The sequence below is a fragment of the Methanoculleus sp. UBA374 genome, assembly GCA_002508705.1.
Lineage (GTDB): Archaea > Halobacteriota > Methanomicrobia > Methanomicrobiales > Methanoculleaceae > Methanoculleus > Methanoculleus palmolei.
Genome location: DAYL01000024.1, coordinates 28,076 through 54,121, shown reverse-complemented (window position 1 = coordinate 54,121; position 26,046 = coordinate 28,076). Strand labels below are relative to the sequence as shown.

Here is a 26,046-nt window from a genome sequence, read left to right as displayed (position 1 = left end):
ATCATCCGTATTCGAGGTGCAGCCCGACCCCCGTCTCGCGGACATCGGCGACCCGGGCAAGCGCAATCTTCGCCGCAAGGCCGGTGCAGTGACAGGGGTGGAGGGCCGCCGGCCGCACTTCCGAGAAGTAGTCAAGGATTCCCTGCATCTGCTCCGGCGGTGCGTTAAGGAGGTGGAACCCGCCGATGATGTCGGCGATCCGGTCGTCACCGCAGACCTCGCGCGCTTGCTCGACGATCGAGCAGATGCCAGAGTGAGAACAGCCGGTTATGATAACAAGCCCCTCCGGCGTCTTGCAGGCGAGCGCCGTATCGTCGGCGACGGTGTCGTTACGGATACCGTCGGGCGTGTAGATGTAGCCCTTCGGCGGGACCTGCTCGAACTCGAACCGCCGCTCGATCTCGCCGAGGAAGACCAGGTCTTCGGTCAGCCAGAGGGGAGCCTGAGTGAGGAGGACCTTGCCGTGCCGAAAGAGTTCCTCGACCGAGAGGTGGCACCCGACCTCTCCCGCACCGTCGAGGCTCCGGGTGAGGAACGCATCGGGATGGGCAAAGAACGTAGGCTCGACACGCGCGTGCCCTTCGCGGATCGCCTCGGTATGGAGCCTGAGCAGCGCATCGAGACCCCAGGTGTGGTCGAGATGGCCGTGGGAGAGGACGATCTCATCGACACGGAGGAGATCGATCCCCATCTTCAGAGCGTTGGTGACAAGGATGCCCGAGTAGCCGGTATCAAAGAGGACGCGCGTTGTGCCGTCCTCGATGTAGATCGAGAGCCCGGGTTCTGCGAGGAAGTAGTGACCGGTGAGGGTGGTGTTATCCACGAGGACCGTCAGTCTCATGCGTACCACTCCGCAAGAGGGGGCCGGGCCCGGGAGACGGCCGGTATCGTCGCCGTCCCCGGGGCGACGGAGAGGAAGGGCCTCCGGAACGCAGTTCCGACCGTGATCGGGTCCATGCAGATACTGGGATCGTCGTAGTTAAGAAAGTTTCCCGACGGCGAGCCGCTTCACCCGCTCCCTGAGTGCCCGGTTCATTCCGGACAACCGCGCCCAAACGCCGTCATCGTTCAGAAAAAAATGTCTTCGGTATACCAACCAGATTCTCCTTATCCGTATCCGATGACCTTACCCCAGGCATTGTTGATCTTCTTTAGGGCTGATTTCAGGTCATTGGATAGTGCAGACCGCCGAAGGGCGATGGTACCCGAATACGGATACTTCAGGAGACCTTCAGCGCGCCCGGTGACGTGGTAATGATAATACCCGGTGAGGTAGAGTTCTGCATATCCGAGGATACTCTTCATCCGACGCGCAGAGGTAAGGGCCACAATGCGGCGATCATAGATGCATTCGGCGTGAGCATCGAAGAGGCGCAGAGAGAGATCGTAATCCTCCAGGATTGATATATCCCGGTGACCGCCCGCCCTGATGTACACATCTTTTTTTACTGCAAAATTGGACCCTATAAGCCAGTAGAAACCAAATGGATGGAGCAGAAGGTAGTATTGCCGCCATCCCCGTATGAGGCACGAACGAAAAGTCGGGTCATAAAATCTGACCGGCCCCGTGCAGACATCGTATCCGCCGACCGTAAGTACTTCCTGTATCGTCTCCAGCCAGGCAGGGGGATGGCGCGTATCTGCGTCCGTGAACACCAGGATATCACCGTTCCCCGCTTCAGCCCCGTCTCCGCGGGCACCGCCGATCCCGGCTCGCTTCTGGGAGATAACCCGGTCGGCAACAGGTTTAGCGTACTCACGGGTGCGGTCCGACGATCCCCCGTCGACAACGATGATCTCATAGGTCCCTCGCGGAATGCTCTGGGCTACAAGCGACTCCAGACAGTCGAGAATGGTCGCCTCTTCATTGAGTGCAGGAACGATTACCGATATCATAGCGATCAACGGGTGCGAGACAGGTGGTTGTTCATGAGCGTACGGTAGCCCCTTCCAGCGGCCGGAATCAGTAATGTTCGGCAGCCGTAGATCGGATAACCGATGAGGAAGGTAACCATGACGGCAGTTGCGCCAACGTCGATCGCAAACCACCATGAGATCAACTCAAACGCCACAACGGAGAGTACGGCGGTAATGCCGAGGAGGAAAACTCCGTTTCTCAGGCCGATGCCGACAATAGTGGTGCGGGTAGTCCCCAGGTCGTCATGATAGTCCAGAATTTCGTGGATAATCAGCGCTTCGCAACAGAGTAAGGTGCAGACAAGGGCCGATGCTATGGGGAGGGAGAGAAATTCGGCGATTGCGCCTCCTGCAAGGGTATATCCCGCGAGAAACGGCAGTCCGCCGAACATCACGCCGTGGCAGACGATATCCGCTGCAAACCGATCCTTGAACCTGATAGGTGGTGCCGAATAGAGCGTCAGGGCAATCAGACAGAGAAGGATGAAGATGAATCCGGTGCCCGATATGGTGAGGGAGGCAAGAAGCGGTATTCCTACGAGTGCCGCGCACATGCCGACGACCTCTCTCTTCGATATCGATCCGTCGGCAAACGGATTTTTCCCCTGCTTTGTCTTCCCTGGATGGCGTTTGTCAATCTCTGCATCGTACAGATTATTGATCACGAATCCATATGCGGTGACGCAGAAGAAGAGGGCAAAAACCGCGATGAGGCCGGATGAGAGGCCTGCGGCGATGAAAGCCCCGGCAAGCGGAAAGAGCGGATAAAACTTGACCCAGTCTCCTATGCGGAGCATTCTCCTGTATCCCTGTAGTTTGTCCATAGCCGTATGTCTCCTCGTGTAAACGATTACGATCGGGTAGTACGCCGGGTATCCTGCTCTGTCAATCCCGGAAAACCGGTTGACGCCGGCGGATGACCGTGGAGCCGCTCTCGATTGCGATTCTATGTTCCCTGCCGGACCCTGCAGTCTCCCTCCTTCTGCGCCATTCCGGACCACATTGAGGCAACCGCCTGTTCAATAGTCTCTTCGACGCCGCTCTGCAATCTGCCGAAGAGATACAGGTGAATGAGCATGAAGTTCGGGCACCAGAAGTTCGCCAGAAACACCTCTCTGTTGATTCCTGTCAGTATTCCCCGGGAGATACCTCTCTGGTAGAGTTCATCGAGGGCAGAGAGATGGAAGGATATCTTCTCTTTTGCCTTGTTTGTGATATTCGGGGAGGAGGCGAACCGTTCGAAGAAGAGGGCCTGTTTCGGATGTTCAAACATCCAGTGAAGCACCTGTCGTTTGACATTTTTGATCTGTTCTTCCACAGGGGTTCCCGGACGAATAGCCTCGTCCACCACATCGGCGAGTGCCCGGTGGATGGAGGAGTAGAGTGCATCGATCAGATCTTCTTTCGTCCGGAAGTACCGGAAGAGGGTTCCTGCCGAGACTCCGGCACGGTCCGAGATCTGCTGGGTCGGTGTTGCATGAAATCCCTGGATCGAGAAGAGATCGATCGCTGCCTCCATCAACGCCTTCCGTTTTTCTTCCGATACGGGCCGGCTCATACGGTTGTCTCCGTCTCCCCGATATTTCAGGGAACCCAATACTATCTTCACTTCCCCACTTAAATAAGTGACTACTCAGTCAATTGACGCCGCAATCTCCAGCCGAAAAAAATGTACTGCAATATGGGTTCCATAAGGAAACCGTGAGCGATGAGGGCCGCGTTGTCCCCGGAGACCATCAACCTCATGGGCGGCACCCGCCCGGGGATGTCGCGGTTACGACGGTCTCCCGGAGGCGGCTCGCTCTGCTCGCTCCTTGAGTGCCTGATTCATGAGCAGAAAACCCTGACCGGTCGCCCGGAAGCTGCCGGTGAGGTCGAAGACGGGCACCAGCAGCCCGGTGAAGACTTCGGCCTGGATGAACCGGGACCCGTCACCCTCCCGGACAATGGTGAACCGGTGTTCGCCGTCAAAAAGCCCCGCGATCAGGACCCGGCCGATCCATCGGAGTTCTCGGTCTTTTGCGACCCGCAGCACCGTCGGCCGAAACCGCATGCTCCCCCGTTCCGGAGGCCGGATCTCGACCGAGAGGCGCGTTCCCACCCAGGGTTTCCCCTCAATCGACCGGATGAACGGGTTCCACGCGGGGTAAGAGGCAAAGTCGGTCAGTACACGCCAGACGACCGCGGGCGGTGCGGCAATGACGGTCTCGGCCCGAACTTCCCGGACCAGGACCCTGGAGGGGGCGGTCATGCTCTCTCCTGATCCCCGGGAGAAAGAAAAGCCTTTCCTCCCCGGGATCAACCAGAAACAGGGAGTGCTCCGGGAGGCGCCGTAACACACCGTCTAGCGGCGGATCGCCCCGCCGCGGACGGCGGGCGCCCGGGCCCCGAGACTGAATTCAGCGAGAACTCGTCGGCAGGTGCAGTGGCCGCCGAGATGGCAGACGGCGGCCCGCGTCACCTTGAACCGGACCGGGAAGTCGATCCCGGGGATCATCTCCGGGAGGTCGCCGAACCCCACCGTGATATGCGGAGAGTAGCGCTCGTACGCGGCGGTCTTCGGGAACCGAAGGAAGCAGTCAACAGATAGTGCAGACACCTCCTCTGCAAACATCGGAGGCCCGGCCGGAGGCGCCGAACGGGACGTTACGGTGTTCATCACGGTCTTATGAAAGAGCTGGAGGACTTCCGTCCGGAGGATGTGAAACGTGGAGACCGTCTTCCCCGTCTTCGTCCGGTGTTTTGCGACCGTATCGGCGGCCAGGGCCATGGGGGAGCATTGCCGGGTAATCCGACCGATCTTCGCGGTTATCTCCGGGAGGTCCTCCCGCCTCGCCGGGAACATCGCGACCGAGATGTGCGGGAGAGAGTTCTCCCGGTCGAGGCGTATGCCCCCGCCGGGGTTGCCGGCGAGCAGGGTCCGGTTGGCGCCGATCGCCATATCCATGACCGGTCCCGGCGGCAGGAGAACGACATCGAGGGCGACTGTATCGGGAAGTTCATGCATAAGGGGCCGATCTGGCGGCAGGGGTAAAAAAGGGTTTCCTCCGGAGACCGACACCCCGGTGCCGACTTTTCACTCACCACTTTATACCGAAGACCGGCTCTTCCTCGACCAGGTTCGTGATCCGTCGGACACTCGCCTCCATCGGGATGTCTTCCCCGCTGCAGAGTTCCTGCTTGAGTTGCTCCAGTCCTACCGCCACCGAATCGTCCTTCGACCGAACACCGCTTACCGTCACCCGGAACGTCAGCGTCACCAGCCATTGGGTCGTCTCCATCTCTTCTCCCCCTCGTAACGTGGCCGGGTATACCGCCGGGGAGCATAAAGACAGCTCACGACCGGAAGGCTGTTCCAGGTCGCCTCCGGATAACCGTGCGGTCCCCTCCCGCCGGGAGTGGCTATGCAACAGCAAAAAAACGCAATAGACGGATTGGTGAGAACGGAGAGGCAGCAGCACGACGCTATGAAACCCAGGTTATAAGACGTATAGAGCGTTGCACCTTGAATGGAGGCATGGTGCCGACTCGTCCGGTCAACCGATCCTGCTGACCCCCCATATCTCAATGACAATATACTATATCTGTAATAAAAATGGTTTCGGCCATACCGTCCCATCGTGCCGCCCGGGTTCGAGGTTTGATCGGGCACAATGGATAAATATAAGCATCGGGATTCTTGAGTTCCAGAGGGTCTGGTCCGGGAGAGAAACGAGATGGTCTCAAAGTCCGGGGCTTGCGTCCGGGGGGGCATGGTAAAGAGGCGGGCAGGCGGTGTTGTCGCAAGCGCACTCATTGTCGTCCTGGTGCTCGTCCCGGCAATAGCAACTGCACAGGCCCCAACGGTGTTCGTCTCCAACTACACCGTCACCCCCGCTGTCCTGATGCCCGGAGACGAAGGGACGATCACGGTGGTCCTGTCGAGTACCGTTCCTGCCGCCGCTGGGTCGCCGGTCGATATCCGGGTGGACCCCGGGACCGGTGAGACGAACAGATCGCCGGAGACGCCGGAAAACGCCTACATCGAGAACGCGCTCCTCGTGAGTGAAGGGATCGATGTCCTGACCGGGAGCTTCCAGGATATCGGCGAGATCGGTCCCGGCCAGTCTTTTCCGCTCACCTTCCGGATACGCGCCCCGGGAGAGGAGGGGATCTACTTCCCCGAGGTCTGGGTCCGGGTGCGGGATGGAGCCGGCGTGCGCTACCCGATACCGGTGAACGTCAACTCGGCGTACGCCCTGGCCAAAAAGCCCGCGCTCAGGGTGGAGAGGACCGTCCCGGAATCCGTCGATCCCGGTTCCCCCTTCAACGTCACGCTCACGCTTCATAACGACGGCCGGGCGAGCGCACGAGACGTCGCCGTCAACATCAACGTAACCTCCGGGGCGATCACCCCGAAAAACTCGGAGAACTACTACATCCCCGAACTTGAAGCAGGGGGAGCGGCGGTGCTGAACCTGACCTTCGATACCGACACCAACGCCCCGCTCGGACTTACGCCGATCCCGGTCATCGTCGACTACCGGAGTGCCGACATGGCGGCGTTCCGGCAGGCGGCGACGATAGGTGTCCCCATCGTCGGCCGCGCCGAGATAGGTCTCGCCTCCATCAGGACCGAACCCTCCCGGATCGTCGCCGGAGATCCGGTAGACCTGACGATCCGGCTGGAGAACACGGGGACGGCGGACGCAGAGTCGGTCCGGGCAACCGTCGAGAACCTCTCGCTCCCGGGTTCAAAAGAGGCGTTCCTCGGGACGATTGAACCCGGAAACGACGGTCCCGCTGTCTTCACCCTGCAGACCGATGAAGCGGGGGTATTCGACTACACCCTCATTGTTCAGTATACCGACGACTACGGGGCGCACACAATCCGCCAGGCCCTGCAGGTTGTTGTTGCAGAATCAAACCCCTTTTCGGTGATCGCTGTCGCGGCAGCCGCCCTCATTGCCGTCGTTGCAGTCACGGTCCTCTGGTACCGTAGGCGAAAGGAGGAATGACCGCTGTGTTTGCAGGCCTCAAGGTTTCTGCATTCCTGGCGTGGAAAACCATAGAGCGCGGGAACACGGGGACCCTCGCCCTCACCATCATGATCATAGCCCTCATCTTCGTGAACCTGATTTTCCTTCCCTCCATCATCTCCGGGGTCGTCGAGACCTTCAACACCCAGTCGATCGACTTCGATCTCGGCAACATCGTTGTCGAACCCCGGGAGGGCAGTCAATACATCGGCGGCGTGACCGGTCTCCAGAAGAAGATCGAGCGGGTCCCGGGGATCATCGGCACGTCGCCCCGGATAGCCGTCGGAGTAACCCTCTTCTACCGGGGCAGCAACACCGCAAGCACGCTCTACGGCATAACCCCGGAAGACGAGCGGTCGACGACGAGGATCGCCGACTTCATGACCGAGGGGGAGTTTCTCGCAAACGGGGATACCGACGCCATCGTCATGGGTGCGATCCTCGCGGGAAGGGAGGGGGAAGAGGGCGGAGGTCTCCCATCGCTTGAAGGAGTGATGGTCGGGGACTCGGTGGAGGTGGCCTACCCGAACGACGAGACGCGGACCTACCGGGTGAAGGGGATCTTCGAAACGCAATCTTTTGGCGTCGACACGGCGGCCTTCGTTACCGGGGACGAGGCGAGCGAGGTGCTCGGGCTTCATGACCAGGCGTCCGTGATCCTGGTGAAGACCGAAGTGGACGGCAGAGAGGAGGGCTACAAGAGGGAACTCCTCTCCTACGGCATCCAGGAGGAGGTATGGACGTTCCGGGAGAAGACCGGGGGGGTTCTCGACCAGGCGATCCAGAGTTTCAACATCATCAACACCATCTCGACACTTGTCAGTCTGATCATCGCCGTCGTGGTGGTCTTCATCGTGATCTTCATCAACACCGTGAACCGGCGGCGGCAGATCGGGATCTTGAAGGCGATCGGCATCGACCAGCAGATCATCATCAATTCCTATGTCCTCCAGGTGCTCTTCATCACCGCTGTCGGGGCTCTGGCCGGGATCGTTCTCGCCGCCGGCATGACGGCCTATCTGACCGCATACCCGCTCGTCTTCCCCGGCGGTCCGGTCTACCCGGTCGTGGAAACCTCGGCCGTCCTCCGGAGCATAGCAAGCCTCTTTGCGGTCTCGGTGCTGGCCGGCTATATCCCTGCCTGGCAGATCGCCCGGGAAGACATCCTTTCCGCAATCAGGGGGTAAAAAAGGTGATCGTCGCAGAGGACCTCACCCGGGTCTACACTATGGGGAGAGTGAAGGTCCGCGCCCTCGGAGGAGTCTCGCTCACAGTCGCCAGAGGAGAGTTCGTCGGGATTATGGGGGCGAGCGGCAGCGGCAAGTCGACGCTCCTCCACATCCTCGGACTCCTCGACCGCCCCGACTCCGGCAGCGTCACCATCGACGGGACCGACGTCCTCGCCCTCTCCGATCACCGGCGGACCCTGTTCCGGCTGAACCGGCTCGGCTACGTCTTCCAGGACTACGCCCTCATCGGCGAACTCACGGCACTCGAGAACGTTTACCTGACGTCGCTTGTCCGGGGGGACCAGAAAGAGGAGTATCTCGGGAAGAGCACCGAGATCCTTCGCCGGGTCGGTCTCGGCGACCGGATAAACCACCGGCAGAGCGAACTCTCGGGCGGGGAGCAGCAGCGAGTGGCGATAGCCCGGGCGCTCGTGAACAACCCGAGCATCCTGCTCGCCGACGAGCCCTGTGCGAACCTTGACAGCCAGACGTCGAAGAGCATTCTTGACCTCTTTGCCCGGTTAAACGAGGAACTGGACCAGACGATCGTGATGGTCTCGCACGAGGACTGGCATAAGGAGTACTTCTGTCGGGTCGTCACCCTGCGGGACGGGCTGATCGAAGAGGTGACGGAGTGCAGGAGGGCCTGAGGTGCGCCACGACGCCGGAACAGTCAACAATCCGGTACTACGGCAGATGCATCTTTTGAGGATTATAGGAATGCTTTTATCGTAATTACACGACCTTATCATATGGTTCAGGAAAAGAACATCTACGGCATCCTGATTGCAGGATTCCTGGCAATCTGCATGCTCATGGCCGGCTGCACATCGCAGCCGACGGAACCGGGGAACACGACCGCAACACCCACGCCGTCAACGACCGCGACAACAGCGGCAACGACCGCAACACCCACACCGGCGACAACCACGGCAACAGCAACTTCGACCGCGACACCCACGCCCGCTCCGGCGGAGTACGCCTTTAATGAGACGAACAACAACGAGACCGTCACTCTCCCGGCCGGAAGCGCTGTCACCATCAGCCTCGCCGAGAACCCGACGACCGGATATGCGTGGAACGTTACCTCGTCGCGCGGTCTCTCGTACGTGAACGATACGTACAACGCACCGGAGACCGAACTCGTGGGCGCCGGCGGCGTGCATGTATGGGAGTACATCGCGTCCGAAGCGGGTTCCGCTGAGTTCTCCGCGGTCTATAAGCGGCCCTGGGAGAACGAGACCGGAAACGAGACCACTTTCTCGATGGCATTCACCATCGAGTAATCTCGCAACCCTCTTTTTCTCTCATCCCTTCAGCACGCCGGGTTTTCGTCACCCGAGGAACTTTCGTCGATGCGCCGCCTGCAGGACGAGCGAGGTCAACGTCCCGGTCTCGTTCGCGCGAAGCGCCCGGGCGATTGCGGTCGTGACCCTGGTATGCTCCTCGTCCGGCCCGACGTCCACCAGGTCGGCAACCCGGGCCGCAAGTTCCGGGGGGACGAAACCGGTCTCTGCGTTGAGGAAACGGGAAGCAGCCCGCAGGTCTTCATCGAAGTTGACGTAGGTCTTCCTGATGAACGCGAGATCCGCGTCGTCCAGAGCATCCAGACCGAGGACCTCGGGAGGAAGGCCGATGGAGTAGAGGGCGGCGGTGAACTTGATTGCCCTCGGCAGGGTGATCCCGCCGGTGCTCCGCGCGTACCCGAAGAGACCGATATGCAATTTTCGTTTCCGCCGCTCGGGAACATACCGGGCAACCCGGTTGATCAGGGAGGCGAGCGGTCCGAGCCGGCGCTCGTATGCCAGCGTATACCGCTCTATCAGGTCCAGCGCCGCCTCTTCGTCGACCGGCCGGGGCTTTTCGGGGTTTCGCTCCTCGAGTCTCCTGACCGCGTTCCGGGCCTCTTCGAGTGGATAATCATACTTGAACGCCGACTGAACGGTAAATGTGTGGACGCTCGGATACTCGGCGATAACCCGGTCGACGGTCAGGGGAGAGAGGCCGCCCCTGAAGGGAGCCGAACCGACACCGATTATCGGGTATATCCGGGTTTCCGTCTCTTCCGAGACCTCCCAGAGATGCCGGAGCGCGATCTTGTTCAGGAGAACCGCACTGACGAGCCCGTAGTTCATCGCCGGGTCGGACCGGGCAAGAAAGACACGCTGGTCGGCGATATCCTTGTCTTCGAGGTAGCGCCGAACCACGTTGTGCGCGTCCAGCATGTGGTCCATCTCCTCAAAGAGCGGGATCACGTTGATCCGATCCGGTCGGAACCTCCCGATCCAGTCTGCGATGGTCATGTTCCCTTCTCCGAGGCGTCTCTCCTGTTTTCCGACGACGATATCCGTATAATAACGGTAGATATTATCGATGGCGACGTGAGACGCCGTCATCGGCAGAATCACCTCAAATATCGGGGGACACTCGTCCCCATAGAAGAGGCAGGCCGTATCAAACGACCGCGGGATGCTTTCCAGTGTTTCGAGGAGAATTTTTGCCTCGGCCGTCTCCACTTCGGGGTTCGGGACCCGCATCGTCAGGAAGATGTCTCGTCCGAGTTTCTTCTCCCGGAAGAACGTATCATACCGGGTCAGCAATTTCCTGACTACAAAGTTGTCGACCTCTTTTCCTTCACAGTCCCACATCTGCTCGCTGCATCCCAGGTGGGAATAAGCGTAGTACGCCTCCTGGACTTCGTCTTCTCCGCCAAGGTCCGGACTCTCGGCGAAGAATGGCAGGTTGACGTTGTCAGGATGCTGGGTGCTCATGCACTGCGGTATCCGTATCATCTCTTCATCTTCCCTTGGGCGATTCCTTCCCTCATAATCATTTTGGAGTCCAAAGTCGATAGCCCCGCGGACAGATGTCCGCATACCTCGTTTGAGGGGTCCACTCCCGGAACGCCGGGAGAAATATGGCTGAAGTTGCGGGCCATATACGTCCGCAGGCTGCCGTCAACCCGCCGGCATTTCGGTGTCGGATCGTTCCAGGTCAGGTTCGGTCGGATGTGACATGGGGCCCTCCCGGGGAGGGGTAGTTGACGTCCCCCTGTCAACCCCATCTCATTCTACGGTTGACAAGAAAGGTCTTCCGGAACGCCTCTCTCCCTCCCGGGAACCCCGTGCGCCCCGTTCGGAGGTCATCACGGCACCCCGCCGCGAGATATCCGCTCTCCATTCGCATCGATGATGCGGTCGGGGATGGGGGACGGGATCGACCACGGCCCTCCGGCAATTCCGGCAGGCTCAACCGGAGAAAGACCCCGTTACCCGGGGCGTTTCAACACGTATATATATTCCGGGAACAAGGGTGAACGTATGATGTATGAGGGAACAGTACCCAGGCATCTCCTCATTATCCTGACGCTCCTTGTTCTGGCGCTCGTCGCCCCGGCAGCCGCACAGGGTGCGGTAACCCGGGCGGTACAGCCCGGTGAGACGATTGAGGTGGGAACCGAACCGCTTATCCTTGATCTCGTCAACCTCCGCAACCAGGATACGTTCAACCCCGTCACGGAGCTCAGGCACTACCAGAGTGATGACACCACAAAGAAGATTGTACGGGTCGTCGGCGTGCCGAACGACGGTTACTTTACGATCAACGCCCATACGCTCGGGGGAAAATACGGGCGTTATTTCGCGTTCAGCAGCAAAGACGGCTTAATTCAGCAGCACAGCATCAAATTCGCCCCCGCACCGACGGTTACGGCCACGGAGTCGGAGACCACCGCTACGGTCACCACCACAAAGACACCGGCTGAGACGACACCGGAGACGACAACAGCGGCTCCGACAGCGACGCGGGCATCACTCCCGGGATTGATCGCGATCGTCGCGATCGGCATCTGCGGACTGTTCGTGGCGGTGCTGAGACGATAGATCGGCCCGGATCGCGCCCTGATTTCGTGACGGCGCCGTATTGAACACGAACCCACTGATGCCGTGACTGTTTTATAGCGGTTGGACGTTCCTCACTACAGGCACGTCCACTCCGCCTCGATTTTTCCGGAAGGGCACGTGATAAGCAGCAACGAAGAGACTTCCCGGCCTTCGGCTCGATCATATGCCCGACGCCACGGAGGGCCGCCGGCGATCGCCGGTTGCCGGAGAACCGGACGGGATCGTCTGGAACGACGCCCGGAACGGGACCCGGGACATCCATGCCGGCACCCCCGACAAAACGGCACCCTCCGCACCGGAAGGACCCGCCGGGACTTTTGCCCCATCCACCCCGGGGCCCGTCACGACGCCGATAATCCTGCGGTCAAAGCCGGACCCGATGATGAAACCCTCCAGAAGGACTTCCGCCGGAACCGGAGGCCCCGGCAAGCGCATCCGCTCGCGCGGGAAAACCAAAAAAAGAGGGTATATCGGGATTTATTACGCCAGGTAGTCGTCCGGCCGCGGGATCTGCTCCTTCAATCCCTTGCGCCGCCGGATGCTCTTGACCACTTCGCCTACGATACCGGCGGGAACCAGCTCGAACCCGGCAAATTCCGTGCTCCACATCGCACGTCCTTCAGTAGCGGATCGGACGTCTCCGGCAAACCCGAAGAGTTCGGCGACCGGTGCCTTGCCGATGATGGTCATCGTGTCGCCTTCGCTCTGCATATCGAAGACCTGGCCGCGCCGGCCCTGGATCTGCGAAGTTGCCGCACCCATCTGCTCGCTCGGGACCGTGATCTGGATCTTCTGGATTGGCTCAAGGAGCGAGTCGCCGCCCAGCAGCAGGCCCGCCTTGACGGCGCTCCTGACCGCCGGAATGACCTGGGCAGGACCGCGGTGGATGGCGTCCTCGTGAAGTTTCACGTCCACCAGCCGAATCTTCAGGTTCTGGACCTGCTCATCGGCGAGCGGGCCGCCGCGGAGCGCTTCACGCCAGCCGTCGAGGATCAGTTCCATCGTCTCGTTGAGGTACTGAATACCCTTCGTCATGTCGATGAACATGTTGGTGCCCTCGATTGCCTTGACGTTCTTGGCCTCTTCTTTGTCCATACCGGCGGCAACGAGGATATCACGCCGCTCGACCGCCTGCTGGTTCATCGTGACCTCGCCGTCCAGGATAAGCTTCACGATCGCCGGGTCCATCGGCTCGAGTTCGAGGTAAAACCGGTTGTGGCGGTTCGGCGACTTTCCTTCGACCGGGCCAGCCCGACCCGTGATCGTCTCGCGGTAGACGACGATCGGCGGGGAGGTGAGGATATCGACGCCTTTGTCGCGCCTGATGCGGCCGGTGATGATCTCGAGGTGAAGCTCGCCCATGCCGCTGATCAGGTGCTCGCCGGTCTCCTCGTTGATCGAGACCCGCACCGTCGGGTCTTCCTTCGCGACCTGGCGGAGGACCTCGACGAGCTTCGGAAGATCCTTCATGCTCTTCGCCTCGACGGCGACGGTCATGACCGGCTCGGAGTAGTGCTGCAGCGACTCGAAAGGCGTCATCTCAAGGAGCGTCGTAACGGTCGAACCGACGATGGCGTCTTTCAAACCCGTCACAGCGGCAATGTTGCCGGCGGCAAGTTCTTCCACCTCGACCCGCTCGGCACCCATAAAGATGCTGACCTGAGCAAGACGGTTTGCACGCTTTGCCGCACCTATAATATAGCATTCGGTACCCCGGCGGAGCGTCCCCGAGAAGAGACGGCCGGTGGCGACCTCGCCTGCATGCGGGTCGAACGAGATATCGGTGACCATCAGGCAGATGGGCCCGTTCGGGTCGCAACCGAGCATCGCTTTCCCCTCGGGCGAGGTGTAGTCGCCGTGCCAGATGATATGAATACGCCGCTCCTGGGCCTGAATCGGATTTGGCAGGTGCTTGACCACCATGTCGAGGAGCACGGCGTGCAGGGGGCTGTGCTTCGCCAGCCACTTCATGTCGCCGGCGTTGCACTTCTCATAGACGTCCTTGAACGAGACCCCGCTCTTCTTCATGTAGGGAACGGAGACGGCCCAGTTGTAGAGCGCGGAACCAAAAGCAACGGTGCCCTTTGCGGCATCCAGCTTCCAGCCTGCGTTGTACATCTTCTCGTTCATGCCCTTGATCAACTTGTTGACCTTGTCGATCACCTTCGCAAGGCGGATCTGCATCTCCTGCTCGTTCACCTTCAACTCGTTGACCAGCCGGTCAACCTTGTTGATGAAGAGAACCGGGCGGACACCCTCCTTCAAGGCCTGCCGGAGCACCGTCTCCGTCTGAGGCATGGTACCCTCGACCGCGTCCACAACAACGACGGCACCGTCCACCGCACGCATGGCGCGCGTCACGTCGCCGCCGAAGTCCACGTGGCCGGGGGTATCGATCATGTTGATCAGGTACTCCTCACCGCCGTACTCGTGGACCATCGAGACGTTGCTCGCGTCGATGGTGATGCCGCGGGCCTGTTCTTCCTCGTCGGAGTCCATGAAGAGTTGTTTGCCGGCGAGTTCCTCGCTGATCATGCCTGCCCCTGCAAGCAGGTTGTCTGAGAGCGTTGTCTTTCCGTGATCAATGTGGGCGACGATACCGATGTTCCGGATGTGCTCCGGCTTGTCCATCAGTTCCGTCACCCGCTCTACCATCTTCTTTCGTCGGGTCATAGAGTACACCAAAAAAAATAATCCGGGATTTTTAGCGGGCAGCCTTTGCGATACGTTCTCTTTCTTCTTTCTTCGAAACGGCGTAGGAACGGGCGTCGCCGTTTGCGGCTGCGATCAGCTCTTCGGCAAGCGCCTCGCTCACGCTCTTCTTCTTTTTGTGGCTCGCCTGCTGGACGCCGTCGGTGATGAACCGCAGGGCGGTATCGACACGCCGCTGGGGCGCGGTGTCGACCGACTTGGGGACATTGATGCCGCCGTACTTCAGCCGGACGGTCTCCTCGCGGGGCCCGGCGTTCGCAACTGCATCCACCAGCACCTGGACCGGGTTCTTCTTGGTCTTCTTATTGACGATCTCGAAAGCATCCCGGACGATGCGGATGGCAAGTTCCTTCTTGCCGGTGTTCTTCTCGGTCTGCATCAGTTTGTTGATCAGGCGCTCGACGATCAGCATGTTGCTCTTGTTGAACTGCTGACCGACAAGCTTGCCGCAGGAGTGCGGCACGATCATCGTATGCAGGTTCACGTAACGGGCAAGGCTCGGGTCCTGGATCTCCACCTCGCTCATATCCCAGCGGTTAAAGAGGAGCTGCCGAGTCTGCATTTCGGTGTCGGTTCCTGCTTCTGCTGCTTCTGCCATTGCTCACTTACCTCCGCGGCTTCTCCTTCCTTCCGATGACCATTTCATTCAGACTGACATTGTTCACTTTGGTCACGACGAACCGGACACCGGGGATATCACCCATCGACCGGCCCAGCCTGCCGCCGATCCCCTCGATCTCGACCTCATCGTGCTCGTCGATGAAGTTGATGGCACCGTCGCCGACGGCGAATGCGGTCACCTGACGACCGTTCTTGATCAACTGCACGCGGACGCACTTGCGGATAGCGGAGTTCGGCTGCTTCGCCTCGACACCCACCTTCTCAAGAACGATCCCGCGGCCCTGCGGAGCCCCTTCAAGGGGATCAGATTTCACGTCGAGCCCGAGCTGGCGCCGTGCGTAGACGGTGTCGTGCCACCGGTTCGCCTTTGCGTCGCGCTTCAGTTTTCGGGCTGCAAATTTTCCATTTCCCATCGAATACCCTCGTACCGGTTGAATTTGTAGATAGGAGCAACTCCTGGTGTGCTATAAAGCAACGCGCGTTACGGATTTATATATTGTGGAACCCGTTTGCACGCCGATCTTTCGCCGTAGATATTTGATCGGGAGCTGATATAATATTATATCCTGGCAGGCAACCTTCATTGATGATAATCCGGATATACAAGGAGGTTTTTTTCGAGGCAACCCATCGCCTGATCCACTATCAGGGGAAGTGTTTCCGGCTGCACGGCCACCAGTGGCGCGTAGAAGTCTGGATAGAAGGGACGGCCGATGAGCGCACCGGGATCGTCCTTGACTACAACTGTATCAAAGAAGTCGTCGGGCGGTTCGACCACCAGGTGATCTTAAACAAAGACGACCCGATGGCGGCGAGCATCGAAGCGTTCCACCCGGTCGTCACCACCCCCGGCGACCCGACGAGCGAGCTCCTCGCCGGCCTCATCGCAGAGATGATCGACGCCGAAGCCGCACGGCAGGGGCGCGATGCCCGCGTAGCAAAGATCCGGGTCTGGGAGTCGACGACCTGTTACGCAGAGCGCACCTATGCTCGTCAGTGAAATTTTCCGGAGCCTTCAGGGGGAGGGACCAAACCAGGGACGGCCCTGTACGTTCATCCGGCTCTCCGGGTGCAACCTCCGGTGCGCCTGGTGCGACACCGCCTATGCCAGGGAAGACGGAGAAGAGATGAGCGTCGGGGAGGTCCTCGACCGGGTATGGCTGCTGAACGGAAAACGCATCTGCATCACCGGCGGAGAGCCCCTCCTGCAGAAGGAGGAGGTCCTCGAACTCCTCCGGAAGTTCGGTCTTCACGGGTATGCCGTCGAGATCGAGACAAACGGCACCCTGGATTTCAGGGACCTGCAGCCCTACGCCGCCGTCTGTATGGATGTCAAGTGCCCCTCATCGGGGGAGAGGAGCGATCTCGCGCTCCTCCCCTTCATCACTCCCCGCGACTGCGTCAAGTTTGTGGTGGCGGACGAGGACGATCTTCTCTATGCACGGGCGGTGACGGCACAATGTGAAATCCGGGGCGAGATCATCATCTCGCCGGTGGAAGGGGCCGACTATCGCGCCGTCGCGGACTACATCGTCAAAGAGAATCTTCCGGTGAGGTTTCAAATGCAACTCCACAAGATCCTGGGGATGAAATGATGAAAGCGGTCTGTCTTCTCTCGGGCGGCATGGACTCCTCCACGCTCGCCTACGTCGCAAAGGATATGGGTTACGATATCATCGCTCTCCACTTTACCTACGGTCAGAGGACCGAGGCAAAGGAGCGCGAGTGCGCCCGGACCATTGCCCGGGCGCTTGATGCACAGGAATTCGTCGAGATCAGCCTCGAGCATTTCAAAAAGATCGGGGCATCGAGCCTGACGGATGCCGCAATTCCGGTCGAGAAGTATTCCGGCGAAGAGGAAGGGATACCCAGCACCTACGTTCCTTTCCGAAACGGGAACCTGCTTGCCATCGCAACCAGCCTCGCGGAGGCCCGGCGTGCGGCGGCGGTCTTCATCGGCGTCCAGACCGGAGACTATCCCGGGTACCCCGACTGCCGGCCGGAGTTCATCGAGGCGTTCCAGCGGGTGGTCGACCTTGGTACGGCGGCAGACCCACGGATCACCCTGATGACGCCCTTTGTCCGGATGACGAAGACGGAGATCATCCAAAGAGGCATGGCGCTCGGTGTCCCCTACGAGCATACCTGGTCCTGTTACCAGAACAACGACCGTGCATGCGGGGTCTGCTCGTCCTGCCACTACAGGAGGGAAGCGTTCCGCGACCTCGGGTTGGAGGACCCGATCGAATACGAGAGGTAACTATGGAGATCTACCGCGGAAAACGACTCTCCGTCGAGAAGAGGGAAGTAACCCTCCCGAACGGGGAGATGATGGAGCGGGTGATCGTTCACCCCGGCGGAGCGGTTGCCATCCTTCCGGTTGAGGGAGACGATTGCTATCTCATCAGGCAGTACCGGTTCGCCATCGACGACTACATCCTTGAGGCTCCTGCAGGCACCATCGAAGAGGGCGAGAAGCCGCACGAGACCGCATACCGGGAACTGATCGAGGAGACCGGGATGAAGGCGTCGTCGTTCGTCCCGAAAGGCTGCATTTACTCCTCCCCGGGATATACCGACGAACGGATCTGGCTTTACCTGGCGCAGGACCTCTCCCCCTGCTCGGACTTTCGGATGGACGAGGACGAGGTGATCGAAGTCGTCCGCGTCCCGATCAAAGACCTCGACGCCATGATCGCGGACGGAAGAATTGCCGATGCAAAAACAATCTCTCTCATCTGCCGGTGCCTCCGGTAACGCGCCGGCGGACATCGGCGAATGTGCGCATATTTAATGCCATCTCCAGAGAAACATATAGTACTTCGACCAGTGAACAGTTTCCCCCAGGCTTGGTGAACTCCAATGGAAGAGACGCAAGGAATTGACACCGCGCGAAAGCGCTATGAATTTAAAAAGACGCTTGAGAGGCTTGCGGAGAAGGAGGGGAGCGGTACCGAGCTGATCACACTGTATATACCTCCGGATAAGCAGATCTACGACGTGACCGCCCAGCTCCGCGACGAGTTCGGGCAGTGCTCGAATATCAAGAGTAAACAGACCCGGACAAACGTCCAGAGCGCCATATCCTCCATCCTCTCCCGCCTCAAATACTATAAGCGCCCGCCGGAGAACGGCATAGCCATCTTCTGCGGCACCATCAATATCGGCGGCGACCGCACCGACCTCGATTGCGAGATCCTCGAGCCGCCCGAGCCGCTCGGCACCTACATGTACCGATGCAGCTCTTCGTTTGAACTCGAACCGCTGCAGCAGATGCTCGGCGAGAAGGAGATCTACGGCCTGATCGTCATCGACCGGCGTGAGGCTTACATCGGCTTCCTTCGCGGCAACCGGATTGAACCGGTTAACGGCGTCACCTCGACGGTCCCCGGCAAACAGCGAAAGGGCGGGCAGTCGAGCGTCCGGTTCCAGCGGCTGCGGCTGATCGCCATCAATGAGTTCTACAAGAAGGTCGGCGACCGGGCGAGCGATATCTTTCTCGCCGAGAAGGATTTCTTCGAGAAGTTTAAAGGCGTGCTGATCGGCGGCCCGACCCCGACGAAGGAGGAGTTCGAGGCGGGCGGCTACCTCCACCACGAACTCCAGAAGCGGATCATCGGGCTCTTCGACGTTTCTTACACGAACGAGTCCGGGCTTGCCGAACTCGTCGAGAGTGCGTCGGATGCCTTGAAGGGCCTCGACGTCATCAAGGAGAAGAACGTGATGAACCGGTTCCTTCAGGAACTGGTAAAGGACAACGGAGCAGCCGCTTATGGGGAGGAGAGCGTCCGAAAGAATCTGGAACTCGGCGCCGTCGACATGCTCCTCCTCTCCGACAAGCTCAGGAGAGCCCGGCTGAAACTCGCCTGTCCGAACAGCGACTACACCGAGGAGCGGACAGTCAGCCTCGAGCCGGGAAAACATATCAAGGACCTCGACCTCGGCACCTGCCCGAACGACGGTGCATCGCTCTACGTGGCGGAAGAGACCGATATCATCGACGAACTGACCGCTGCCGCCGACCAGAGCAGCACGGCGGTCAGGATCATATCAGACGATTTTGAAGAGGGTTCAATGCTCTACAACGCGTTCGGCGGGATCGCAGCGATCCTGCGTTACAGGACCGGATACTGATGTTTCAGGAAAAATACCACCAGATTGAGCGCATGCTCCGGGCATGCACCGGTGAGGAGGACGTCCTCCTCACAACCGGGGGAGATCACGCCGATCTCGCCTCGACCGTAGCGTTTAAACTGGCAAAGAGCGAGAAGCGCCCACCCCGGGAGATTGCCGCCGAGATCGCCGAAAGGATCTCGGCAGACCCCGAACTCGGCGATATCCGGGTCGAAGCGACGGGCCCCTACATCAACTTCGTGTTCGGGCCGTCGCTCCTCGCGGAAGCGGTCAGGGAGGCGCTCGAGCCCGACTACGGGAACCATCCCCGCCGCCCGGAAAGGGTGGTGCTCGAGCACACGAGTGCGAACCCGAACGGCCCCCTCCATGTCGGCCACATACGAAACACCGTCATCGGGGACACCCTCGCCCGGGCGTTCCGGAAGGCAGGGTATCCGCTTGAGGTGCAGTATTACTTAAACGACATGGGCCGCCAGATCGCCATCGTCTCGTGGGGGTTCGACCACCTCGGTCTTGCCCGCGAGGACGGCGAGAAGGGAGACCACTACGTCGCCCGGGTCTACATCGCAGCGAACCGCGAGATCGAGAAGAACCTCGCTATCACGGAAGAGATCGATCACCTCATGCAGAAGGTGGAGCGCGGCGACGCGGAGACCGTCAGGAAGTTCCGGGCGGCCGTCTCCCTCTGTGCGGAGGGGATCAAGACAACCCTCGCCGCTTTAGGCGCCCGCCACGACCGGTTCGTCTGGGAGAGCGACTTCGTCCGGATCGGCGACGTGGACCGGATCTTCGAGCGGGTCCGCCGCCTGCCGCAGGCCCACGAGGACGAGACGCTCTGGGTCGACCTCTCGGGAGAGGGTTTCGAGAAGAAGTACATCCTCCGGCGGAGCGACGGCACGTCGGTCTACAGCACGCGGGACCTCGCCTACCATACCTGGAAAGGGCACAACTACGACCGGGTGATCGACGTCCTCGGGGCGGACCACAAATTGATCGGCGCCCAGCTCCAGGCCACCCTCACCCTCCTCGGCGAAAAAGCGCCCGAGATCGTCTTCTTCGAGTTCGTCTCCCTCCCCGAGGGCTCCATGAGCACCCGGGCGGGAAAGTTCGTCTCGGCGGACGACCTCCTCGATGAGGTGACCGCAAAGGCATTCGACGAGGTGACCGTCCGCCGCCCGGAGCTCCCCGAAGACGAACGGCGCTCAATCGCGAGATCGGTCGCCGTCGCCGCCATCCGCTACGATATCGTGAAGGTCTCTCCCGAGAAGAGCACGGTCTTTAACTGGAAGGAAGCGCTGGATTTCGAGCGTCAGAGCGGCCCCTACATCCAGTACGCCCACGCCCGCGCCTGCAGTATCCTGGAGAAGGCCGGGGAGTTCACGCGGGCGTACCGCTACGAGACCGAACATGAGGTTGCGCTCGCCCGGCACCTCGCGAAGTTCCCGGCCGTCGTCGACGAGACCGTGGAGGAACTCCGTCCGCACCTGCTCGCCGCATACGCCCGCGAGCTCGCGGACCTCTTCAACGCCTTCTATCACTACGACCCGGTGTTGAAGAGCGGGGGCGAGACCCGGAACAGCCGCCTTGCGCTTGTGGACGCGGTCAGGAACACATTGCAGGAGTCTCTTCTGACCCTTGGGATCGATGCACTCAGAAACATGTAAGGCCCTCCGAAAGCAGGGCTACCAGTTCGTCAGCTCTGCCTCGTCGGCGGCCGTCAAGCCCTGCATGTGGAACAAGCGGGCGCTCAAGGGCGGGGAGATGTGCTACAAGGCGCAGTTCTACGGCATCGAGAGTCACCGTTGCGTCCAGATGACGCCGACCCTCCGGTGCAACCAGCACTGCCTCTTCTGCTGGCGGTCGTTCGAGCACGAGGTGACGCAGGAGGAGGAGTGCCCGCCGGACGTGATCATCGGAAGCCTCAAGCGCCTCCAGAAGAAGGCGCTCTCGGGCTACAAGGTCTCCCCTTACGTCACGCCGGAGCGGTTCGCGGAGGCCCTCGACCCGACGATGGTCGCGATATCGCTCTCGGGGGAGCCGACCTGCTACTCCCGTCTCCCGGAGTTGATCGACGGCCTCAACGCCGGGGGGTATACAACGTTTCTCGTCTCGAACGGGACCAACCCCGACGTCCTCGCCCGGTGCCGACCCTACCAGGTCTACGTCTCCCTGGACGCTCCCGACCGGGAGACCTACCTCCGCCTCTGCCGACCGAGGGAAGACTACTGGGACCGGGTGCAGGAGAGCCTCACCGGACTTTCCGGCCGCAGGTCCGCCATCCGCACCACGGTGGTGCGCGGCTACAACGATCTCTCGCCCGAGAAGTACGCGGCGGCCTATCAGGACTCCGGGGCCCGGTTCGTGGAGGTAAAGGGTTATATGTATCTGGGATACAGTAGAAATCGACTGGAAAAGGACCAGATGCCCGAACACCGTGAGGTGCGGGCGTTCGCGGAGAGCATCGTGGAGCATTGCGACTATGTCGTCAGGGACGAGAGCCCGGTGAGTCGGGTGGTCTGTCTGGAGCGGAACGTATGAAATTTGACGTGGAAGAGTTCAAGAAAAAGGCGAGAGAGGATTTCGAGCATGCCTGGCATGAAGGCCCGTCGGTACTGACCCCGCCGGGGGTTTCGGGCCGCTACCCCCGGTTGAAGTACACCCGGGCCACCCCGCACCCGATCTTTGAGATCGTGCAGCGGCTCCGGGAGACCTACCTCTCGATGGGGTTCGACGAGGCGATGAACCCTCTGATAGTTGAGGAGTCCGATATTTACCGGCAGTTCGGCCCTGAAGCGATGGCCGTCCTCGACCGGGTCTTCTACCTCGGCGGCCTGCCCCGTCCGAACGTCGGGATAGCAAAGAAGCAGATAGAGGAGATCGAGGCGATCCTCGGGCGGGCGGTCTCGCCCGCGACCGAGGAGAATCTCCGCGTGACCCTCCACGGCTACAAGAAGGGAACGATCGACGGCGACGACCTGGCGCACGAACTCGCGGGCGTCCTCGAGGCCGACGACGCGACCGTGGTGCACATCCTTGACGCGGTCTTCCCAGAATTCCGGGCGCTCGCTCCCGAGTCGTCGCGCAACACCCTCCGGAGCCACATGACGAGCGGCTGGTTCCTGACGCTCTCTTCCCTCTGGGAGAGACGCCACCTCCCGATCCGGCTCTTCTCGGTGGACCGCTGTTTCCGGCGGGAGCAGGAAGAGGGCCCCACCCGCCTGATGGCCTATCACTCGGCCTCCTGCGTCGTCGCGGGGGAGGACGTCACCCTCGAAGAGGGAAAGGCCGTCAGCGAGGCCCTCCTCTCGGCGTTCGGGTTTACCGAGTTCCGGTTCCAGCCCGACGAAAAACGGTCGAAGTACTACATGCCGGACACCCAGACGGAGGTCTACGCCCGGCACCCGGTCCTCGGCTGGGTTGAGGTCGCCACATTCGGCATCTACTCGCCTTCGGCGCTTGCGGAGTACGGGATCGGCGTGCCGGTGATGAACCTCGGCCTCGGCGTGGAGCGGCTCGCGATGATCGCCTACCAGTCCAACGACATCCGTGAGCTCACCTACCCGCAGTTCTTCCCGCAGGAGATCACCGACCGCGAGATTGCAGGCGCCGTCCACCTCCGCGAAGAGCCGGCATCCGCGACCGGAAAGCGTATGGCGGAGGCGATCCGGGCCACGGCCGCCGAACACGCCGCCGCGCCGGGACCGTGCGCATTCACCGCGTGGAAAGGCGAGGTCGCAGGGAGAACGGTGGAGGTCGTCGTCGAGGAGCCCGAGTCCAACACAAAACTGTGCGGACCCGCCTATGCGAACGAGGTCTTCGTGCACAACGGTTCGGTGCTCGGGGTGCCGGATATCGAGAAGTGGGCGCTCGTCCGGCGGGAAGGGGTCTCCACCGGCATCACCTACCTCGATGCCGCGGCAAACCTCGCCGCCGCCCGGATCGAGGAGGCGGCGCGGTGCGGGGAGGAAACCCGCGTCCAGGTAAAGATGGCGAAACTCCCCTCGGATATCAACCTGCGTATCGAAGAGTATGCAATGCGCTACGTCACCGACCACAACCGGAAGGTGGACCTCCGTGGGCCGGTCTTCCTGACGGTCCGGTCCGTCATCCCGGAGCCGCAGATCTAATAAAGCCCTTTCCTCGCCTCGGTTTCTCTTTTTTTCCGGCCGTCACCTCTCGATCGCACTCGATGCACCTCCGGAGCAGGGGCACCACGTCCCGCTGGGCGACCAGGTTAAAGCGGGCCCTGCTCGGGGCGAGCCCGACCTTGATCGAGTAGGCCCCGGGCGGCATCACCGCAAAGAGGTCCTCGTCGGTCCGGTCGTCCCCGACGGCAAGGACGAAGTCCCAGGCACGTCGAGAAACCCAGGTTAACGCCGCCCTCCCTTTGTTGACGACGTTGTTCTTGATCTCGATGACCTTGCTCCCCTCCATGACGCCGACGTCGAGGTTCGACGTCAGGTGCAGCAGGTCGTCCTTGAGATCTTTTGCCCGCTGGGCCCCGAGTATCGGCTCGGTTCGGCGGTAATGCCAGACGAGGGAGTAATCTTTCTCCTCGATGAAGGCGCCGGGTGTGCGGTCGGTGTAGAGTTCGAGGAGCGGCGTGATCTCCCCTTTCCATTCGTCCGAGAGCGCTTCTGGCATCCGCCACTCCCCGGAACGCTCCTTTATCCAGACGCCGTGCTCGGCGATGATCCCGATATCCATCTCCCCGAACCAGGCGTCCAGCGTATACCGGTCCCTGCCGCTGATCACCACCACCTCGTTGCCCGGTATACGGGCAAGGGACGCGAGCACCGCCAGCGTGGCTTCGCCCGGGACCGCCTTCTGCGGTTTTGCGGCGAACGGCACCAGCGTGCCGTCGTAGTCGAGAAGGAGCAGCCGGTTCTTGCCGGAGGCATAGTCTGCAACCAGTTCGTCCCTGATGGCGGGAGTGACGACCTGCTCGGAGCGTTCGACCTGGACCGCCCGGGCATCGCCCAGGCGGGTGAGGAAGTCGCTGACCCAGTGCTCGATGTCGTAGCGCATCAATCTTTTCTGCATGGTCCGGTTCCGCTCGATCTGTTCTTTCTCCGGCATGGCAAGCGCCGTCTCGATAGCCTCGAGCACCGCGTCCCGGTCGTTGGGGTTGACAATGATCGATTCGCCAAGTTCTTCGGCCGCCCCCGCCATCTCGGAGAGGATGAGCACCCCGGTGCCGTCGGTCCGGGTGGCGACGTACTCCTTCGCCATCAGGTTCATGCCGTCGCGGAGCGGCGTCACCAGGGCGACGTCGGCGGCGCTGTAGAACGCCACCAGCGTCTCGAACGGGAGGAAGTTGTAGAAGTAGCGGACCGGGACCCAGTCGGTCGTCCCGTATTTTCCGTTGATGCGACCGACGAGTTCGTCGATCCGCTTCTTTAACGCCCGGTAACTGTTGACGCTGGTCCGGGACGGGACCGCTACGAGAACGAGGGAGACTTTTCCCTGATACTCCGGCTTTTTTGCAAGGAGCGCGTCGAAAGCCTCGAGCCGAAGCGGGATTCCCTTTGTGTAGTCCAGGCGGTCGAATGAGAGGATGATCTTGCGTTTTCCGTACTTCTGCCGGATCCGGGCGATCTCTTTCTGGACCGGGGTGCTGCCCGCAGCGTCGGCGAACCGGTGGTAATCGATGCCCATCGGGAAGAGGTCGGTCCGCACCACCCGTGTGCCGGTCCGGACCTCCCCGAAGGTATGCTCGTACCCGAGGAGCCGCCGGACACTGGAGAGGAAGTGGCGGACGTAGCCGTAGGTATGAAAGCCGATGAGGTCAGCGCCGAGGAGACCGGAGAGGATCTCCTTCCTCCAGGGCAGGTTCCGGAATACCTCGTACGACGGGAAGGGGATGTGGTGGAAATAGCCGATCTCTGCATCGGGCAGGCGCTCCCGGAGCATCTGGGGCAGGAGCATCAGGTGATAGTCGTGAACCCAGATGATGTCGCCGGGCTGGACCACTTCCATCACGGCGTCGCAGAACTTCTCGTTCACCCGCTGATAAACGTGCCATGTCTTCGGGTTGTAGTCCACGAAGTGGTTGAAGTAGTGGAGGAGCGGCCAGAGGGTGTTGTTGCAGAATCCGTCGTAGTAGTGCTTGATGTCGTACGGCGTGAGAAAGACCGGGTGGCACTGCTCCCGATTTAAGGCATCGACAATCTGTTCTTTCTCCTCTTCCTGCTTCCTCTGGGGGTTTATGCCGGGCCAGCCGATCCAGAGGCTCTCGTAGGACTTGTAAAATGAGCCGACCCCGGTGGCAAGACCGCCGACGCTCCGTTGCAGGTGGAGGTCGCCGTTCTTTTTTGAGACGCCGACCGGAAGTCTGTTCGATACTATCAGTAACCTGTTCATGGTTCGACCCTTGTGTGATCGGGAAAATGATCAGCACCACAAAGAATCTCAACTAAAATTAATTTTTTGGAGAAATCTCAAAGAAATGCGAATATCGCGCCTCCGACGAGCCCTTCATCTCCCCGGCTCCCCGCCGCCTGCCAGCGTCTC

Annotated in this window: 25 protein-coding genes; 13 read left to right on the top strand and 12 right to left on the bottom strand. The window is 60.7% G+C overall.

Annotated features, from left to right (window positions below; genetic code table 11):
- Position 1: 1 nt before the first annotated feature.
- The 7 genes from BRA42_RS07930 to BRA42_RS07900 form a co-directional block, all read right to left on the bottom strand.
- A complete protein-coding gene (locus tag BRA42_RS07930; protein WP_292393837.1) occupies positions 2-841 on the bottom strand; it encodes an MBL fold metallo-hydrolase in 840 nt (279 codons plus the stop codon).
- A gap of 266 nt (positions 842-1,107) precedes the next feature.
- Positions 1,108-1,896 (bottom strand): glycosyltransferase, encoded by a 789-nt coding sequence (locus BRA42_RS07925; protein WP_342770484.1) that lies wholly within the window; start codon positions 1,894-1,896, stop codon positions 1,108-1,110.
- Positions 1,897-1,901: 5 nt separating this feature from the next.
- Positions 1,902-2,714, bottom strand: a complete 813-nt coding sequence (locus BRA42_RS07920) for a UbiA prenyltransferase family protein (protein ID WP_292393835.1) — start codon at positions 2,712-2,714, stop codon at positions 1,902-1,904.
- A gap of 149 nt (positions 2,715-2,863) precedes the next feature.
- A complete protein-coding gene (locus tag BRA42_RS07915; RefSeq protein ID WP_292393831.1) occupies positions 2,864-3,475 on the bottom strand; it encodes a TetR/AcrR family transcriptional regulator in 612 nt (203 codons plus the stop codon).
- A gap of 216 nt (positions 3,476-3,691) precedes the next feature.
- Positions 3,692-4,168: an SRPBCC domain-containing protein gene (locus tag BRA42_RS07910; protein ID WP_292393830.1), complete on the bottom strand. Its 477-nt coding sequence runs from the start codon at positions 4,166-4,168 to the stop codon at positions 3,692-3,694.
- 93 nt (positions 4,169-4,261) lie between these two features.
- Positions 4,262-4,924 (bottom strand): hypothetical protein, encoded by a 663-nt coding sequence (locus BRA42_RS07905; protein ID WP_292393829.1) that lies wholly within the window; start codon positions 4,922-4,924, stop codon positions 4,262-4,264.
- A 73-nt stretch (positions 4,925-4,997) separates the two neighbouring features.
- A complete protein-coding gene (locus BRA42_RS07900; RefSeq protein WP_292393828.1) occupies positions 4,998-5,198 on the bottom strand; it encodes a hypothetical protein in 201 nt (66 codons plus the stop codon).
- A 435-nt stretch (positions 5,199-5,633) separates the two neighbouring features.
- On the opposite strand from BRA42_RS07900, the gene BRA42_RS07895 reads away from it, so the two are divergent.
- The 4 genes from BRA42_RS07895 (at position 5,634) to BRA42_RS07880 (ending at position 9,450) form a co-directional block, all read left to right on the top strand.
- Positions 5,634-6,914: a COG1361 S-layer family protein gene (locus tag BRA42_RS07895; RefSeq protein ID WP_342772117.1), complete on the top strand. Its 1,281-nt coding sequence runs from the start codon at positions 5,634-5,636 to the stop codon at positions 6,912-6,914.
- Positions 6,911-8,122 (top strand): ABC transporter permease, encoded by a 1,212-nt coding sequence (locus BRA42_RS07890; protein ID WP_342770487.1) that lies wholly within the window; start codon positions 6,911-6,913, stop codon positions 8,120-8,122. Before BRA42_RS07895 ends, BRA42_RS07890 begins: the two co-directional genes overlap by 4 nt.
- 5 nt (positions 8,123-8,127) lie before the next feature.
- On the top strand, positions 8,128-8,814 hold the full coding sequence (locus BRA42_RS07885) for an ABC transporter ATP-binding protein (RefSeq protein ID WP_292393823.1): 687 nt from the start codon (positions 8,128-8,130) through the stop codon (positions 8,812-8,814).
- Between the two features lie 102 nt (positions 8,815-8,916).
- The gene (locus tag BRA42_RS07880) at positions 8,917-9,450 is read left to right on the top strand and encodes a protease inhibitor I42 family protein (RefSeq protein WP_292393820.1); all 534 of its coding nucleotides are present in this window, start codon (positions 8,917-8,919) and stop codon (positions 9,448-9,450) included.
- Positions 9,451-9,498: 48 nt separating this feature from the next.
- Here the strand turns inward: BRA42_RS07880 and ppcA are convergent, their stop codons facing one another.
- Entirely contained in the window at positions 9,499-10,956 is a 1,458-nt protein-coding gene (gene ppcA / locus BRA42_RS07875) for a phosphoenolpyruvate carboxylase (RefSeq protein ID WP_292408403.1), read from the bottom strand.
- Between the two features lie 528 nt (positions 10,957-11,484).
- On the opposite strand from ppcA, the gene BRA42_RS07870 reads away from it, so the two are divergent.
- Positions 11,485-12,045: a hypothetical protein gene (locus tag BRA42_RS07870; protein ID WP_292393816.1), complete on the top strand. Its 561-nt coding sequence runs from the start codon at positions 11,485-11,487 to the stop codon at positions 12,043-12,045.
- Positions 12,046-12,546: 501 nt separating this feature from the next.
- Here BRA42_RS07870 and BRA42_RS07865 read toward each other — a convergent pair.
- The 3 genes from BRA42_RS07865 to BRA42_RS07855 are packed head-to-tail and all read right to left on the bottom strand — an operon-like array spanning position 12,547 to position 15,812.
- Positions 12,547-14,739, bottom strand: coding sequence for an elongation factor EF-2 (locus BRA42_RS07865; protein WP_292393814.1), 2,193 nt, complete (start codon positions 14,737-14,739; stop codon positions 12,547-12,549).
- A gap of 31 nt (positions 14,740-14,770) precedes the next feature.
- Positions 14,771-15,376 (bottom strand): 30S ribosomal protein S7, encoded by a 606-nt coding sequence (locus tag BRA42_RS07860; RefSeq protein WP_292393812.1) that lies wholly within the window; start codon positions 15,374-15,376, stop codon positions 14,771-14,773.
- A gap of 7 nt (positions 15,377-15,383) precedes the next feature.
- Positions 15,384-15,812, bottom strand: coding sequence for a 30S ribosomal protein S12 (locus BRA42_RS07855; protein ID WP_292393810.1), 429 nt, complete (start codon positions 15,810-15,812; stop codon positions 15,384-15,386).
- Between the two features lie 173 nt (positions 15,813-15,985).
- On the opposite strand from BRA42_RS07855, the gene BRA42_RS07850 reads away from it, so the two are divergent.
- From BRA42_RS07850 to sepS, 8 genes are all read left to right on the top strand, one after another.
- Positions 15,986-16,399, top strand: coding sequence for a 6-pyruvoyl trahydropterin synthase family protein (locus BRA42_RS07850; protein ID WP_292393808.1), 414 nt, complete (start codon positions 15,986-15,988; stop codon positions 16,397-16,399).
- Complete coding sequence (locus tag BRA42_RS07845) at positions 16,386-16,994, top strand: 7-carboxy-7-deazaguanine synthase QueE (protein ID WP_292393804.1); 609 nt, start codon at positions 16,386-16,388, stop codon at positions 16,992-16,994. The genes BRA42_RS07850 and BRA42_RS07845 overlap by 14 nt, the downstream gene beginning before the upstream one ends.
- Positions 16,994-17,659, top strand: a complete 666-nt coding sequence (queC, locus tag BRA42_RS07840) for a 7-cyano-7-deazaguanine synthase QueC (protein WP_292393934.1) — start codon at positions 16,994-16,996, stop codon at positions 17,657-17,659. Before BRA42_RS07845 ends, queC begins: the two co-directional genes overlap by 1 nt.
- A 2-nt stretch (positions 17,660-17,661) precedes the next feature.
- Positions 17,662-18,156 (top strand): NUDIX hydrolase, encoded by a 495-nt coding sequence (locus BRA42_RS07835; protein WP_292393802.1) that lies wholly within the window; start codon positions 17,662-17,664, stop codon positions 18,154-18,156.
- 105 nt (positions 18,157-18,261) lie between these two features.
- Positions 18,262-19,533: a peptide chain release factor aRF-1 gene (gene prf1 / locus BRA42_RS07830; protein WP_292408400.1), complete on the top strand. Its 1,272-nt coding sequence runs from the start codon at positions 18,262-18,264 to the stop codon at positions 19,531-19,533.
- Positions 19,533-21,197: an arginine--tRNA ligase gene (gene argS / locus BRA42_RS07825; RefSeq protein WP_342772116.1), complete on the top strand. Its 1,665-nt coding sequence runs from the start codon at positions 19,533-19,535 to the stop codon at positions 21,195-21,197. Before prf1 ends, argS begins: the two co-directional genes overlap by 1 nt.
- Entirely contained in the window at positions 21,178-22,071 is an 894-nt protein-coding gene (gene twy1 / locus BRA42_RS07820) for a 4-demethylwyosine synthase TYW1 (protein WP_342685825.1), read from the top strand. Before argS ends, twy1 begins: the two co-directional genes overlap by 20 nt.
- Positions 22,068-23,660: an O-phosphoserine--tRNA ligase gene (gene sepS / locus BRA42_RS07815; protein ID WP_292408391.1), complete on the top strand. Its 1,593-nt coding sequence runs from the start codon at positions 22,068-22,070 to the stop codon at positions 23,658-23,660. The genes twy1 and sepS overlap by 4 nt, the downstream gene beginning before the upstream one ends.
- Here sepS and BRA42_RS07810 read toward each other — a convergent pair.
- Positions 23,638-25,896 carry a bifunctional alpha,alpha-trehalose-phosphate synthase (UDP-forming)/trehalose-phosphatase gene (locus BRA42_RS07810; RefSeq protein ID WP_342770490.1) on the bottom strand — a complete coding sequence of 753 codons (2,259 nt, stop codon included), beginning with the start codon at positions 25,894-25,896 and terminating at the stop codon, positions 23,638-23,640. The genes sepS and BRA42_RS07810 overlap by 23 nt on opposite strands.
- Positions 25,897-26,046: the final 150 nt, after the last annotated feature.